Raw genomic sequence first — 15206 nt, forward strand, 5'->3', positions numbered from 1 at the left:
GTCACAGCGACGCGGCGACCTTGAGCACGCGCTCGAGAGCCTCATCGGGTCCGATGCTCACACGCACACCGCCCTGCAGACGACGCACGGCCACGGCCTGCTTCGCGCACTCGCCTTCGAAGGCGACGGCCGCCTCGGGGTCGAGCGCGATCCACACATAGTTGCCCTGAGCATCGGGCACGGACAGACCCAGCTCCCGCAGATCGTGAGCGAACCGGTCGCGCACCGCGGCGACTTCCTTGGCGCGCACGGCCACCTCGTCGACGCGTGCCAGGGATTCCCGGGCGGCGGCCTGGGCACCGGCGGTGACGGAGAACGGGGCGATGACCTGGCGCATCGCCGAGGCGATCTCGGCGTCGGCGATGCCGTAGCCCACGCGCAGACCTGCCAGGCCGTGCGCCTTCGAGAAGGTGCGGGCGAGCACGAGATTCGGGTGCTTGGCGCGAGCGGCGAGGGAGTCGGCCGCCTCGGTGGCGAATTCGAGGTACGCCTCGTCGAGGACGACGATGACGGACTCGGGCACCTCGGCGAGGAATCCCTCGAGTTCGGCATCGGTGATCGTCGGACCGGTCGGATTGTTCGGCGAGCACAGCAGCACGAGGCGGGTCGTGTCATCGATCGCCGCGGCCAGCCCGGCGAAGTCGTGCCGACCGTCTTCCAGGAGGTCGACGGGGCGCTTCTCCGCGCCCCGCGCCGAGGCGAGGATCGGGTACATCTCGAACGACGGCCACGGATAGACCACGGACGTGCCCGCTTCGAGGGTGATGTTCGTCAGCGCCGTGAGGACCTCGGAGGCCCCGGCGCCGGGGACCACCTCGGCGGGTTCGACATCGAGGTGGGAGGCGATATCGGCCACGAGCGCGGCTGCGGTGGGATCGGGGTAGTTCCCCGGAATCGCCGAGGCGGATGCCGCCGATTCGACGACACCCGGCAGCGGCGGCAGGTGGTTCTCGTTCGACGACAGTTTGTACGGGGTCAGGCCGGGGGATGCGACGGGAGGCTTGCCGGGAACGTAGGGAGGGAATTCGGCGAGCGCGTCACGGAGCTGGAAACGTTTGGACATGTGCCCATAGTTGCATATCTTGTGGCGGGCAACACAGACTGTCTTGCCAAAGCGTCCGAATGGTCGGATAAAGGCGAGCAGGGCGGACGTCCATCCGCTGTGAGAATGCTCTCGCGACGCTTCGTTCCCTCCTCCCGGGTTACAGGTGGGCCGATGCCGGAGAGTACCCTGAGAGACGAATACATGTAGTCAGAGACGAGGAATGAGAGTCCAAATGCCCTCACCGCAGGAAAAAGTCGACGTCGTCTTGATCGGCGGCGGCATCATGAGCGCCACTCTGGGCGCCATGCTGACCGAACTTCAGCCCGATTGGGACATCCGTGTCTACGAGAAGCTCGACTATGTGGCAACAGAGAGCTCCGACCCCTGGAACAACGCCGGGACCGGCCACGCCGCACTCTGCGAACTCAACTACACCCCCGAGGACTCCAACGGTCAGATCGACCTGGAGAAGGCCTCGAACATCAACCAGCAGTTCCACCACTCGCGCCAGTACTGGTCGCACCTCGTCGACACCGGTGTCATCACCGATCCGACGACCTTCATCAATCCCATCGCCCACGTCAGCTACGGACGCGGCGACAAGGGACGTGACTACATCAAGAACCGCTACGAGACGATGGTGCGCAATCCGCTGTTCGCGGACATGGAATACACCGAGGACGCGGACACTCAGGCCGAATGGCTGCCGCTGATGTTCTCCGGCCGTGGTCCCGGTCAGGTCAACGGCATCTCGCGCATCAAGCAGGGCACCGACGTCGACTTCGGCTCTCTGTCGTCTCAGCTGCTCAGCTACGTCGCCGCCAAGGGCGCGACCGTGCGCACCAGCCACCAGGTCACCGACCTCGACCGTTCCTCCGACGGCTGGACTCTCACCGTGAAGGATCTGCTCTCGCACGAGACCCACCAGGTGGGCGCGAAGTTCGTCTTCGTCGGCGCCGGCGGCGGTGCACTGCCGCTGCTGCAGAAGTCCGGCATCCCGGAGGGACGCGGCTACGGCGGCTTCCCGGTCTCCGGCTACTTCCTGCGCACCGCGAACCAGGATCTCGTCGCCCGCCACCAGGCGAAGGTGTACGGCCAGGCCGCTCAGGATGCTCCCCCGATGTCGGTGCCGCACCTCGACACCCGTGTCGTCGACGGCCAGGACTACCTGATGTTCGGTCCCTACGCCGGCTTCTCGCCGAAGTTCCTCAAGAAAGGCCGCTTCACCGATCTGCCGCTGTCCGTGCGCGGAAACAACATCGGCACGATGCTCAATGTCGCTAAGGACAACACGGATCTTGTCACGTACCTCCTCGGTGAGCTCGCCGCAACGAAGAAGGCACGCTTCGAGGCCCTGCAGACCTTCATCCCCTCCGTCGACCCCGCCGACTGGGAACTCATCCAGGCCGGTCAGCGCGTGCAGGTGATGAAGAAGGATCCGAAGAAGGGCGGCGTCCTCCAGTTCGGCACCGAACTCATCTCGTCCGCCGACGGTTCGCTGGCGACCCTGCTCGGTGCTTCACCGGGTGCCTCGACCGCGGTGCCGATCATGATCGAACTGCTCAAGACCTGCTTCCCCCGCGAGTTCGCCGGCTGGGAGAAGAGCTTCAAGGACATGATCCCCTCGCTCGGCCGCGACCTCGTCGATGACGAGACGCTGCTCAAGGAGGTCTCCGAGTACACCTCGCGGACCCTGCAGCTCATCTGAGTGGACTGACGCACTCAGGCGACTGACATACAGGAGAAGCGGCTGGCCGGAATCCTTTCCGGCCAGCCGCTTCTTACGTCCCCTCAGGAGTTCGGAGCGTCGAGAACCTCAGAGCTCGACCTGGCGGTTGACGTCCTTGTACAGCAGGTAGCGGAAGCGTCCGGGCCCTCCGGCATAGCAGGCCTGCGGGCAGAAGGCGCGCATGGAGATGAAGTCGCCCTCTTGCACCTCGACCCAGTCGCCGTTGAGACGGTAGACGGCCTTGCCCTCGAGCACATAGAGGCCGTGCTCCATCTCATGCGTCTCCGCGAACGGGATGACCGCTCCGGCTTCGAAGGTGACGATGTTGACGTGCATGTCGTAGGCGAGGTCGTCCGGGTCGAGCGGGCGGGTTGTGCGCCAGCGTCCGTCGGTTCCGGGCATCGGCGACGGTTCGACATCGGCCTCGTTGCCGAACTTCGCCTCAGGGGTCAGCCCCGCCACGGGCTGGTAGCGTTTGCGCACCCAGTGGAAGCGGGCCGCCTCGGTGCCGGTGGACGTCGCCGACCACGTCGATCCGGCGGGCAGGAACGCGAACCCACCTGGAGTCAGCGTGTGCGCGGTGCCCTCATGGGTGACCTCGAGCGTTCCGGCCATGACGAAGAGGAACCCTTCGACCTCGGGCTGCGGTTCCGGGGCCTGCGAGCCGCCGCCGGGTGCGACTTCGAGGATCGTCTGCGAGAACGTCACCGCTCCCCCGGCCACGGGCTTGCTCAGCACCCACGACCGGGTCCCGGTCCACTCGGGCAGATTCGAAGTGACGATATCGCGCATCACTCCGCGCGGAATGACCGTATAGGCCTCGGTGACGAGTGCACGGTCGGTGAGCAGATCGGACTGCGGCGGGTGGCCGCCGGTCGGTGCCCAGTAGGTGTACGGGTCGGTCGTCGTCATGGACGGTGTCTCCTTCGGTCGGTGGTCAGTGGGCTCAGTCGAGCGAGCCGGTGCGGGCGAGCTGCCCGAGCTGGGTGAGGCTGAGATTCGTCCGCGAGGTCACGAACTCCTCGGTGTGGGCTCCGCAGACGAGCCCCCGGTCGAGGTAGCGGGCGAGCGCCTTCGCGGTCGCGGGTTCGTCGAGGACCGTCGAATCCGCCTTGAACACGTAGTCGTGCAGCCGCTGAGCCGCCCGTGGCCCGCCTTCGCGGTAGAAGGCGAAGGTCGCCAGGAACCTGGTCGGCAGCTGGTGCGGGTGCAGGTCCCAGCCCTGGTAGATCCCTCGTTTGAGATGGCGGCGGACGAGGCCGGCGTGCAGCGCCCACGCGTGGTGGACCTCCGCCGGCTCGCCGAGCGGGAGGATGTTCGTCGACCCGTCGGAGAGGTGGACTCCGGTGCCCGCGACGGCGAGCATCATCTGGTTCTTCGCGAAATCCGCGACCGGATGGTCCATCGCCTGGTAAGCCGCGGCCACTCCCATCGACGCCGAATAGTCATAGGTTCCATAGTGCAGCGAGGTCACGCGCCCGGCCCCGGCCTGCAGCGCTGTCGCCAGCGGCACGGTGCCATCGGCGGCGAGGACGAGCTGCGGGGTCTCGACCTGGATCTCGAAAGTGATAGTCCCTTCACCGAGGCTGTGCTCGGCTTCCAGCGCTCGCGCGGCGAGCACCATCGCCCGGACCTGATCGACGGTGCTGACCTTCGGGAGGGTGAGCACGAGATTCTCCGGCAGTCTGCCGCCTGCCTTGATGAGTTCGGAGAGGAACAGGTCGAGAGTGCGCAGACCGCGTTCCCGGGTCGCTGACTCCATGCATTTGAACCGGATGCCGACGAAGCCGGGGGCTGCCTTCTCCGCGCGGCCGGCCACCGCATCGCGGGCGGCCTGGACGACCCACCGATCCTCGGTCTCATCCCCCTGGTCGCCGAATCCGTCTTCGAAGTCCAGACGCAGGTCCTCGATCGGCTCACGTTCGAGCTTCGCGGTGACCGCCTCGGCGAGGAGTTCGGCCTCCCGCGCCACCTGGTGGATGCTGGGCACCTGGCCAGGGATCGCGGGACCGGATTCCTTCCGGGCTGCGGTGATGACGCGTTCGGCCAGCTGCAGCATTCCGCCGTGGGCCTCGACGCATTCGAGCGCCTGCTGCCCCCACTGGTACGGCAGGTCCGCATTCGTGCGGTGTCCGGGCACGTACACGGTGTGCACTGGCTGGCGGACGTCACGATCACCGGGGTACGCGGTCGCCAGTAGCTCGTCCGTGTCTCCCAGCAGTGAGTCGATATCGGCGAGTGTTGATCGTTCCACTTTCACATTCTCTTTCTCTGCACGGGGTTCGACGGCGAGGCGGCGATGCCTGACCTGGCCTCATTGTCTCTCATTCTCCGTCCCCAGGCACACAAGGCTCTCTGGGGTTTCAGGACGAGACCCGGGCGACCGCCTCGGCGACCTTCTTCGCGACTTCGGGATCGAACACGGAGGGGATCACGTAGCCGGGGTGGAGTTCGTCCTCGGGGATGCACGAGGCGATGGCATCGGCGGCGGCGACCATGATGTTCTCATCCACGTCGCGGGCTTCGGCGTCGAGGAGTCCGCGGAAGATTCCGGGGAACGCGAGCACATTGTTGATCTGATTCGGGAAGTCGCTGCGGCCGGTGGCCACGACGGCTGCGTGTTTCGCCGCCTCGGCGGGGTCCACCTCGGGGTCGGGATTGGCCATGGCGAAGACCAGCGCGTCCTTGTTCATCGCCGCGATATCGTCACCGTCGAGCACATTCGGGGCGGAGACGCCGATGAACGCGTCGGCGCCGACGACGGCTTCCTTGAGGGTGCCGGAGAAGCCCTCGGGGTTCGTATTCGCCTGCAGCCACTTCTTGTGGTCGGTGTCGACCGTCGAGCCCGGGCCGATCGCCCCATCGCGGCCGCAGGCGATGATGTTCGCGGCACCGGCGACCTGGAGGAGGCGGATGATGGCGTTGCCGGCCGCGCCGACTCCGGAGACGACGATGCGCAGGTCCTCGATCTTCTTGTCGACGACCTTGAGCGCGTTCTTCAGCGCGGCGAGGGTGACGACGCCGGTGCCGTGCTGGTCATCGTGGAAGACGGGGATGTCGAGCTCCTCGCGCAGCCGGGCCTCAATCTCGAAGCAGCGCGGGGCAGCGATGTCTTCGAGGTTGATTCCGCCGTAGGCCGGTGCGATGGCCTTGCAGATGGAGATGATCTCCTCGGTGTCCTTCGTGTCGAGGGCCACCGGCCACGCGTCGACATCGGCGAACTGCTTGAACAGCACGGCCTTGCCCTCCATCACCGGCATGGCCGCTTCGGGGCCGATATCGCCGAGGCCGAGCACCGCGGTCCCGTCGGTGACCACGGCGACGGTGTTGCGTTTGATCGTCAGCCGACGTGCATCCTCTTTGTTCTCAGCGATCGCCTTGCACACACGGGCCACACCCGGGGTGTAGGCGCGGGAGAGGTCGTCGCGGTTGCGCAGGGGCACCTTCGGGGTGGATTCGAGCTTGCCGCCGAGGTGGAGCAGGAAGGTCCGGTCCGACACCTTGTGGACGTCGACTCCGGGCAGGGCACCCAGCGCATCGGAGACTTCGTCGGCATGGGCGACGTCGCGGGTATCGGCGCTGACGTCGATGATGACCGAGTGCGGAGTGGACTCGACGACGTCGAGGGCGGTGACTGACGCGCCGGTGGCGGCGGCCGCGGCGACGAGGTCGGAGGTCGAGGCCTGACCGACCTGGGTGCCGACGCGCAGAGTGATGGAGTATCCGGGGCTGGTGGCGACCATGGGCAATATCCTCCTTGATATCGAGTTTCCGTATTATGGATAGTAACTTTTGCCTAGTGGAAATACTAGACGGTGTCAGTGGATTCGGAAAGTTTCTTCCATTTCGGGACTAGACTGAACGGAGTTTCACTGCCGAGACTCACCACAGATTAAGGAACATCGATGAGCAGCAAGGACACCCCGGCGATCCGCCAGTCCAAGGGCGGCGTGCAGTCCGTCGAACGCGCGTTCGGACTGCTTGAGTGCATCGCGAACTCCGCAGGATCGGCGACGCTGAGCCATATCGCCGCGGACGTCAATCTGCCCCTGCCGACGATCCATCGCCTGCTCAACACCCTGGTCAACCTCGGTGTGGTCCGACAGCTGCCCGACCGCGGCTATGCGCTCGGACCCGGGCTGGTGCGACTCGGCGATATCGCCGGCTCCCAGCTCGGTGCCGTCGCCCGCCCCTATCTGCGCGAGCTCGTCGCCGAGCTCGGGGAGTCGGCAAACGTGGCAACGATGGACGGAGACATGGTCGTCTACGTCGATCAGGTCGCCTCCGAACGCCAGATGAGGATGTTCACCGAGGTGGGACGCCGTGCCCATATGCACGCCACCGGGGTCGGCAAGGCCATTCTCGCGGGGCTCGAGTCCGAGCAGGTCCGGCATATCGCAGCCACCGCCGGAATGCCCACCCCCACGGAATACAGCATCGGGACGATCGAAGACCTCGAGGCCGAGCTGGGCCGCATCCGTGAGCGCGGCTATGCCATCGACGAGCAGGAGCAGGAGCTCGGCGTGCGCTGCTTCGCCATGGCCATCCCGGACTCCCCCGCTCCTTTGGCGATCTCCGTATCGGGTCCGATCAGCCGCGTCGACCAGTCGTTCGCCGATCGCGCCGTGCCCCTGCTCAAAGACGCGGCCGCCCGCATCTCCGCAGAGATGCAGAGCGGCCGCTGACTCTGGCTTCAGCTCCCGGACCGGGTCAGGAGTCTCCGCCGGCCGTTCCCGAGGTGCCGGCGTTGACGTCGTTCAGACGATAACGTCGAGCCGCCTCGGCGGGAATGGATCCGTCGATCTCACCGCGCTTGGCAAGCAGCTGCAGGGTGCGCACGACCATCGAGTGCGCGTCGATCTTGAAGTGCCTGCGCGCGGCGGCGCGGGTGTCGGAGAAGCCGAACCCGTCGGCGCCGAGCGTCGCGAAATCGTGGTCCAGGTACGGCCGAATGAGATCCGGCTGGGTGGAGTCGAAGTCGCTCGTGGCCACGATCGGGCCAGGCTGACCCTCCAGCTTCTGACGCACGTACGGGACGCGGTCGGCCGACTCGGTGCCGTCGGCGGCGCTGAGCTCCGCGGCTTCGCATTCGAGGCCGTCGCGGCGCAGCTGCGCCCATGAGGTCACTGACCACACGGCGGCATCGACGCCCCAGTCGGCGGCGAGCAGGTCCCGGGCCTCGAGAGCCCAGGGCACGGCCACACCGGAGGCGAGCAGCTGCGCTTGCGGACGGTCGCCGGGGGCCGCCTCGGCGACGCGGTGGATGCCCTTGAGGATGCCCTCGACGTCGACGTCTTCCGGTTCGGCCGGCTGGAGCATCGGCTCGTTGTACACGGTGAGGTAGTACATGACGTTGCGCTCGTCCTCGCCGAGGTCGTGCTCTCCGTACATGCGATGCAGACCGTCGCGGACGATGTGCCCGATCTCATAGCCGAAGGCCGGATCAAAGACGCGCACGGCCGGGTTCGTGGCCGCGAGCACCGGGGAATGTCCGTCGGCGTGCTGCAGGCCCTCACCAGTCAGGGTCGTGCGTCCGGCGGTGGCGCCGATGATGAACCCGCGGGTCATCTGGTCGCCGGCGGCCCAGAAGGCGTCACCGGTGCGCTGGAACCCGAACATCGAGTAGAACACGTAGATCGGGATCATCGGTTCGCCGTGGGTGGAGTACGCGGTTCCCGCGGCGGTGAATCCGGCCGCGGCACCGGCCTCGTTGATGCCCACGTGGAGGAGCTGACCGCTGGTGGCCTCCTTGTACGAGAGGAACATCTCGCGGTCGACGGCGAGGTAGTTCTGCCCGTTCGGGTTGTAGATCTTCGCGGTCGGGAAGAACGCGTCGATGCCGAAGGTGCGGGCCTCATCGGGGATGATGGGCACGATCCGCTCGCCCAGCCCCTTCTCTCGCATGAGGTCCTTGAGCAGCCGGACGAAGGCCATCGTCGAGGCGGCCATCTGCTGCCCCGAGCCCTTCTTCGTCTGTGCGAACGCCTTGTCGCTGGGCGCGGGCAGGGTGATCTTGTTGTGCTCGGGTTTGCGTGCCGGCAGGAATCCGCCGAGCTGACGCCGACGGTCGAGCATGTACTGGATCTCTTCGGAATCCTTGCCCGGGTGGTAGTAGGGCACCGCGTACGGGTCCTCGTCGATGACCTTGTCGCTGATCGGAATGTCCATCCGATCGCGGAAGGCCTTGACGTCGTCGGCGGTGAACTTCTTCATCTGGTGCGTGGCGTTGCGGGACTCGAACGTCGTGCCCAGGCCGTAGCCCTTGACGGTCTGCACGAGGATGACGGTCGGCTTGCCCTTGGTGTTCACGGCCTTCTGGTAGGCGGCGAAGACCTTGTGATAATCGTGGCCGCCGCGCTTGAGGTTCCAGATGTCGTCGTCGGACAGGTGGTCGACGAGCCCCTTCGTCGCAGGTGTGCGGCCGAAGAAGTTGTCGCGGATGAATCCGCCGGACTCGGCCTTGAAGGTCTGGTAGTCACCGTCGAGGGTCTCGTTCATGATCTTCACGAGGTCGCCGGTGCGGTCCTTGGCCAGCAGGTCGTCCCATTCGCGGCCCCACAGCACCTTGATGACGTCCCAGCCGGCGCCGGTGAAGGTCGCCTCGAGCTCCTGGACGATCTTGCCGTTTCCGCGCACGGGTCCGTCGAGACGCTGGAGGTTGCAGTTGATGACGAAGGTGAGGTTGTCCAGCCCTTCGTTCGCGGCCAGCTGCAGGGCGCCGCGCGATTCGGGTTCGTCCATCTCGCCGTCGCCGAGGAACGCCCACACCCGCTGATCCGAGGTGTCGGAGATGCCGCGGTTGTGGAGGTAGCGGTTCATCTGCGCCTGGTAGATAGCGTTGATCGGGCCAAGACCCATCGACACGGTCGGGAACTGCCAGAACTCCGGCATCAGCCGTGGGTGCGGATACGAGCTCAGTCCGTGCGGGGCACGCGAGACCTCCTGCCGGAACCCGTCGAGGTCGGCCTCGGTCAGGCGGCCCTCGAGGAACGCCCTGGCGTACATTCCCGGTGAGGCATGGCCCTGGAAGAAGACCTGATCGCCACCGCCGGGGTGGTCCTGACCGCGGAAGAAGTTGTTGAATCCGATTTCGTAGAGCGTGGCGGCGCCGGCGTAGGTGGAGATGTGCCCGCCCACGGAGATCTCGGGCCGCTGCGCCCGATGGACGAGCATGGCGGCGTTCCACCGCAGCCATCTGCGGAAGCGGCGCTCGACCTTCTCCTCGCCGGGATAGAACGGTTCCTGGTCAACGGGGATGGTGTTGACGTAGTCAGTGGTGGTGACCTTGGGCTGGGCGACGGAGTTCGTGGCCGCGCGTGCACGCAGCGCCTCCATGATCTCGCCCGCGCGCTGGGTTCCGCGCGCGTCGACGAGCCCTTCCCAGGACTCGATCCATTCATCGACCTCTTCGTCGACGTTTCCCCTCGGACTCGCCGAGGTTGTGTCCTGTGTCATATCGGGGTTTCCTTCTCACGGGGTCCGGGCTCCCGGAACAGTACCCCGGGAGCCCGGAGATGGAAAGTCCTGTCTCAGCAGGTGATGTTCAGATCTCAGCAGAAGCCGGCGACCTGTGCCCATGCGTCCTTGTTCTCGTCGACGCCTTCACGGGTGAAGGTGGCTTCGATGAGGCCGTATGGGCGGTCGGCGACGATGAAGACCTCGTTCGGGTTCTCGAGCCCGAAACGTTCGATGTCATAGAGGAAGTGGTGCTTGTTCGGGCAGGAGAAGCGGATCTCGTCGATCTCCGGCACGGCCTCGATGACCTTCTCGCCCATCTGGTACAGCGTGTGCTGCAGGGCGTGGGAGAAGTGATCGGTGAAGGAGTCGAGGATGATCTCCTTGACCTTGGTGTACACGGCTTCGAAGTCGAGGTCGGTGGTGTTGTAGATCCACCGGGTGGCGATATCGGTCGCGAGGATCCGGTCCTGGGTCTCCGGCAAGGTCGTGTACTTGTCCTTCGGGTAGCCGACGAAGCCCGACTCCGTGGTCTTGAGCACGGTGAGTCCGTTGAAGCCGGAGATCAGCGTGTCCTTGTCGCCGTCACGGGTGAAGACGACAGTGCGGACTTCGGGTGCGGACTTGTAGAACGAGTGCTTGTGGTCGTTGATCCGGTCCCAGCCGTATTCTTCGGCCTCCCAGCGTCCGCCGGTGACCCAGTCGAAACTCGAGGTGAAATGGTCGGCCAGGCCCATGAGGAACTGTTCGGGGGAGCTCACGCCCAGCTCCTTGGCCTTCGCGAAGACCGTGTTCTTCTGGGTGTCGGTGGCGACGACATGCTCGTTGTCGCCCTCGGTGTGAGCGGTCTCGAAGTCGCCCCACAGCTGTGAGGTGACATTGAGATCGCGGATCTCGTGGCGGTCGGTGTCGCGGTAGACCCGCATGAGTCGGTTCTCTGCCTTGCCGTACTGGTTCGATGTCAGTCGGACCTTGCTCATTTTCTTCCTCCAGTTCGTCGGCGTGCGCACCTGCACACGCCGTGACCATTCGATTGGCGAGGCCTGCCGGCAGGGACCGGTCAGCTTCGGCGGTTTGTTGAGGATGGCGATCCTGCAGGGGGCCTGCTTCCCCTGTGAGCGATTGCGGGCGCGGCTCAGCTGCCGCGATAGGTGCTGTAGGCGAAGGGGCTGAGCAGCAGGGGAATGTGATAGTGCTCCTGCCCGGCCTGGACGGTGAAGTCGATGGTGACCACGGGGTGGAAGTGATCGATCTCCCTGGCCGCGAAGTAGTCGCCGGTGCCGAAGACGATCCGGTAGTCCCCCGGCTCGAGGTGGTCGGGGCCGAAGTCGGAGACTCGCCCGTTGTCGTCGGTGCGGGCCGAGACGATGGTCTCGGTCCCGGAGTAGAGAGTGACCTCGAGGTCGGCGGCGGGGGTGCCGACCATGGAGTCGAGCGCGTGGGCGGTGATGAAGCTCATGAGAGGATCCCTTCGAGTCTCAGTTCGGCGATCTGGATGAGCTGCTGCCCGACCTCGGCGGTCTCATCCTCGTCGGTGTTGTCCATGCGGCGCTGCAGTTCGGAGAGGATCTCCTCAGGGGTGCGACCGGCGGCGCGGATGAGGAAGACGCGGTCGAAGCGGTCTTCGTAGGCGGCGTTGCCCGCGGCCAGCTGGGACTGCACGTCTGCTTCCAAGGTGCCGAGTCCGGCCTGTTCACGGCTCGAATGGGCCGCCTCGGCGCTGTCACCCTTCGCCTTCTCACCGATGCGCGGATGATGGGACATCGCCGCGTCGATCTCGGCGGTGGTCAGCGGTGCGGCGGCGCGGGACGCCGCCTCGGCGGAGTCGAGGTCGGCCAGGGGGCGGGCGTCGACGATCGCGTCGATCCACCGGTCGACGTCGAGGCAGGGACGCAGAATTCCGCGGGCATCATCGGCTGGGAGTCGGTTGAACTCGGCCAGGTCCACGGTGACCTCCTTGGCAGGCGCTGAATGACTTTCACCGTTCGGAATACCATTTCCGAACAACTGCTCCGAGTCTGCTGGGCGTCATCGGCAATGTCAAATTGCTCACACATTTTTGTGGAAACTTTCTTCCGTATAGTGGATACTGTTCGTGTGGCAACCGCCGCACACCCGGCCATCGACGATGAGGTTGAATGAGTGCATGAGCCTGACAACGACAGATCAGACCCCGTCAATCGTCTGCGCCCCTGACTCATTCAAGGGTTCGGCCTCCGCTCCGGCCGCCGCAGCCGCCATGGCCCGCGGAGCTCGAGCAGTCTTCCCCGGCGCACGAGTCACCGAACTGCCCTTCGCCGACGGCGGGGAGGGCACGCTCGACGCCCTGCTCGCCGTGTGGGGAACCCGGCCGCGCACCGTCGACACGGTCGATGCCCTGGGCAGGACCACCTCGGCGGACTTCAGCCTCTCCCCCGACGGAAAGACCGCGGTCATCGAGGCGGCCCAAGCCAATGGCCTGCCTCAGGTCTCGGACGTGGAGCTGCAGCCCGAACGCGCCGATACCTTCGGCGTCGGGCTCATCGCGACCGCGGCGCTCGACCTCGGCGTCGAGGAGATCCTGCTGTGCATCGGCGGCTCGGCGAGCACGGACGGCGGGACCGGAATACTGGCCGCCCTCGGCGCCCGTTTCACCGATGCCGCAGGTCGGCCGGTCGCGCCGGGCGGAAGCGGCCTGGCCGCGATCGCTGCGGTCGACACCTCGGGGCTGGACCGGCGGGCGACGGCCGTGCGGTGGCGCATCGCCGTCGACGTCGACAATCCCCTCACCGGGCCCCGCGGGGCCGCTGCGGTCTTCGGTCCGCAGAAAGGGGCGGACGCGGACTCGGTGGCCGTGCTCGATTCCGGACTCGCCCACTTGGCCGAGGTGCTCACCGGCACCTCTGCCGAGGCGAAAGACCTGGCGGCGACTCCGGGATTCGGGGCTGCCGGCGGGATTCCGTTGGCGCTGACGACGATGCTCGGCGCCGAGGTGGTTCCCGGATCGACGATGGTCGCCGAGGCCGTGGAACTGTCCGAGGCTCTGGCCGACGCCGATTTCGTACTCACGGGAGAGGGATCCTTCGATTCCCAATCCTTGGGTGGGAAGGTCGTCGCGGCCGTGCGGGACCATGCCCCCGCCTCGGCGAGGGTGATCGTCATCGCCGGTCGGGTCGGCCTGACCGCCGCGGAATGCCGGGATGCCGGGATCACGGCGGCGCTGTCGATCGCACCGGGACCGGCGGACCTCACCACCCTGTCCGAGCGCGCCGAAGCGCTCATCGAGGACACGGCCGCACAGGCGTGCGCACTCAGCGCACCGCCGGACGCACCATTTCAACGACGAAAGGACGCACCATGACCACGACCACTCAGACTCAGCTCACCGTCGGAGACATCGCTCCCGACTTCACGCTCACCGACGCCGAGGGGCGGACGGTGTCGAAGGCCGACTATGCCGGCCGCAGCGTCATCCTCTACTTCTACCCGAAGGCCGCATCGCCGGGGTGCACGACGGAGGCCTGCGACTTCCGGGACAACCTCTCGGCGCTGGCGGCCGCCGGCTTCGAGGTCCTCGGGGTCTCCCCCGATGACACCGAATCGCTCAAGGAGTTCGCCGCCGAGGAGGGGCTGACCTTCTCGCTGCTCTCCGACCCTGGCGCTGCAGTGGCGAAGGCCTACGGCAGCTATGGACAGAAGACGGTCGGCGAGCACACGTTCCAGGGCACCCAGCGCTCGACCTTCGTCATCGGCGCCGACGGCACGCTCACCCACGCCGAGTACAACGTCGACGCCCGCGGCCACGTGGCCCGCCTCCGCGAAAAGCTCAACGCCTGACCCCCCTAGTTACTACCTGGCGGCGGCGGTGCCACCTCGCGCGAGGTGGCACCGCCGCCGCCACCTGCGTCTGGGAGCGCTTCCGGGCACTCAGTTCGTGCGCAGACGGGTGGCGAGCTCTCCGAGGATCCGCTCGAACGGAGCCGCGCGGAAGAGATCGCCGTATGTGAGCCGGATGATCGTGTACCCCCTGGCTTCGAGTGCGGCCTGACGCGCCTTCTCCGCGGCGATGCTCTCTTCCGGCGAACGTACCTTCATCGTGTACTTCTCCATGCCGTCGATCTCGATGATCAGACGGGCATCGTGATTGCAGAAGTCGACTCGGGCGACAACGCCTCCGGAGTGGTCGAAGAATTCGACTTGCGGTTCGAAGCCGATGATTCCGTGTTCGAAGAAGCGCACTGCTGCGATCGACTCCGACGGGGCTTCGCGCCTGCCATCAGTGAGGTCGAGGGCGCGCAGCACCGCCGCGTCCCCGCGTAGTTCGGGGCATTCGGCCAGCACCGCCTCGATGCGGAATCGCGCGGTGCGGCGTCGGCGGATCACCTCGTCGAGCATCGGCACCGACATATCGGGTCCGTAGTCGCGGGCGACGTCGATGAGCGTCCGTTCCATCGTCGTCACCGCATAGATGCCGACCATCTGGCGATGTGGTGACGGAACTTCTCTGTCCCGGACATATAGGTGCTTGTACTTGCGGCTGATGTTGGGACGCAGCACCTCCACCCTGGACTCGGCCGGATAGGCGATCGGGAGGCCGTGGATGAGCGCCGCCGACAGATGCGAGAAGACCTCACGCCCCTTCGTCACTCGCCACCGTCCAGAAGCGGTGTGGATCTTCTCAGCACGAGTCCGGATGAGTACGCGAAGACGCTCGATCTCATCACGCATGTCGCCGTGGTGGCCGAACTCCTCGAAGTCCTCTTCACTCAGTGCCGACCAGATCGGCTCATGTCGCGCGTCCGTGCAGGAGCCGGTGGCCACATATCGTCCTCGCGCTACGCGTTCGAGGCAGCACTTCTCCCCGCGCCGAATCTCGTCTTTGGTGAACCCGAGCCGATAGAGCTTCTGCGTCGTCATACTTAAGTACATGACACCAAACTGCACTCTTGACCTTCAAAAGACAATAACCGAGAGCAATCTGTGGATAACTTCTCCCCA

13 protein-coding genes are annotated in these 15206 nt (G+C 66.1%); 4 read left to right on the plus strand and 9 right to left on the minus strand.

What is annotated here, in order from left to right; genetic code table 11:
• Nucleotide 1 precedes the first annotated feature (1 nt).
• Nucleotides 2-1063, minus strand: coding sequence for a pyridoxal phosphate-dependent aminotransferase (locus ACU4IU_RS04565; protein WP_139469326.1), 1062 nt, complete (start codon nt 1061-1063; stop codon nt 2-4).
• 214 nt (nt 1064-1277) lie between these two features.
• Here ACU4IU_RS04565 and ACU4IU_RS04570 point away from each other — a divergent pair, with 214 nt between their 5' ends.
• Nucleotides 1278-2753 carry a malate:quinone oxidoreductase gene (locus ACU4IU_RS04570; protein ID WP_139469324.1) on the plus strand — a complete coding sequence of 492 codons (1476 nt, stop codon included), beginning with the start codon at nt 1278-1280 and terminating at the stop codon, nt 2751-2753.
• A gap of 108 nt (nt 2754-2861) precedes the next feature.
• On the opposite strand, the gene ACU4IU_RS04575 is transcribed toward ACU4IU_RS04570, so the two are convergent.
• From ACU4IU_RS04575 to ACU4IU_RS04585, 3 genes are all read right to left on the minus strand, one after another.
• Nucleotides 2862-3686 (minus strand): bifunctional allantoicase/(S)-ureidoglycine aminohydrolase, encoded by an 825-nt coding sequence (locus tag ACU4IU_RS04575; RefSeq protein WP_139469323.1) that lies wholly within the window; start codon nt 3684-3686, stop codon nt 2862-2864.
• Nucleotides 3687-3720: 34 nt separating this feature from the next.
• Nucleotides 3721-5028 carry a DUF6986 family protein gene (locus ACU4IU_RS04580; protein WP_446655970.1) on the minus strand — a complete coding sequence of 436 codons (1308 nt, stop codon included), beginning with the start codon at nt 5026-5028 and terminating at the stop codon, nt 3721-3723.
• A gap of 109 nt (nt 5029-5137) precedes the next feature.
• The gene (locus tag ACU4IU_RS04585; RefSeq protein ID WP_446655971.1) at nt 5138-6517 is read right to left on the minus strand and encodes a malic enzyme-like NAD(P)-binding protein; all 1380 of its coding nucleotides are present in this window, start codon (nt 6515-6517) and stop codon (nt 5138-5140) included.
• A gap of 162 nt (nt 6518-6679) precedes the next feature.
• Between ACU4IU_RS04585 and ACU4IU_RS04590 the strand changes: the two genes are divergently transcribed.
• On the plus strand, nt 6680-7459 hold the full coding sequence (locus ACU4IU_RS04590; protein WP_139907129.1) for an IclR family transcriptional regulator: 780 nt from the start codon (nt 6680-6682) through the stop codon (nt 7457-7459).
• Nucleotides 7460-7484: 25 nt separating this feature from the next.
• Here ACU4IU_RS04590 and aceE read toward each other — a convergent pair whose 3' ends face one another.
• From aceE to uraD, 4 genes are all read right to left on the minus strand, one after another.
• Complete coding sequence (aceE, locus tag ACU4IU_RS04595; RefSeq protein ID WP_139907128.1) at nt 7485-10229, minus strand: pyruvate dehydrogenase (acetyl-transferring), homodimeric type; 2745 nt, start codon at nt 10227-10229, stop codon at nt 7485-7487.
• Between the two features lie 95 nt (nt 10230-10324).
• The gene (gene pucL / locus ACU4IU_RS04600) at nt 10325-11209 is read right to left on the minus strand and encodes a factor-independent urate hydroxylase (protein WP_446655972.1); all 885 of its coding nucleotides are present in this window, start codon (nt 11207-11209) and stop codon (nt 10325-10327) included.
• Nucleotides 11210-11364: 155 nt separating this feature from the next.
• The gene (gene uraH, locus ACU4IU_RS04605; protein WP_446655973.1) at nt 11365-11688 is read right to left on the minus strand and encodes a hydroxyisourate hydrolase; all 324 of its coding nucleotides are present in this window, start codon (nt 11686-11688) and stop codon (nt 11365-11367) included.
• Nucleotides 11685-12176, minus strand: a complete 492-nt coding sequence (uraD, locus tag ACU4IU_RS04610) for a 2-oxo-4-hydroxy-4-carboxy-5-ureidoimidazoline decarboxylase (protein ID WP_139469311.1) — start codon at nt 12174-12176, stop codon at nt 11685-11687. Before uraD ends, uraH begins: the two co-directional genes overlap by 4 nt.
• Before the next feature lie 199 nt (nt 12177-12375).
• On the opposite strand from uraD, the gene ACU4IU_RS04615 reads away from it, so the two are divergent.
• Both ACU4IU_RS04615 and bcp read left to right on the plus strand, forming a co-directional pair.
• Nucleotides 12376-13569, plus strand: a complete 1194-nt coding sequence (locus tag ACU4IU_RS04615) for a glycerate kinase (RefSeq protein ID WP_446655974.1) — start codon at nt 12376-12378, stop codon at nt 13567-13569.
• Nucleotides 13566-14045 carry a thioredoxin-dependent thiol peroxidase gene (gene bcp, locus ACU4IU_RS04620; RefSeq protein ID WP_446655975.1) on the plus strand — a complete coding sequence of 160 codons (480 nt, stop codon included), beginning with the start codon at nt 13566-13568 and terminating at the stop codon, nt 14043-14045. Before ACU4IU_RS04615 ends, bcp begins: the two co-directional genes overlap by 4 nt.
• 90 nt (nt 14046-14135) lie before the next feature.
• Here the strand turns inward: bcp and ACU4IU_RS04625 are convergent, their stop codons facing one another.
• A complete protein-coding gene (locus ACU4IU_RS04625) occupies nt 14136-15152 on the minus strand; it encodes a DUF559 domain-containing protein (protein ID WP_446655976.1) in 1017 nt (338 codons plus the stop codon).
• Between the last annotated feature and the right edge of the window lie 54 nt (nt 15153-15206).

The sequence above is a fragment of the Brevibacterium sp. CSND-B09 genome (assembly GCF_052906525.1).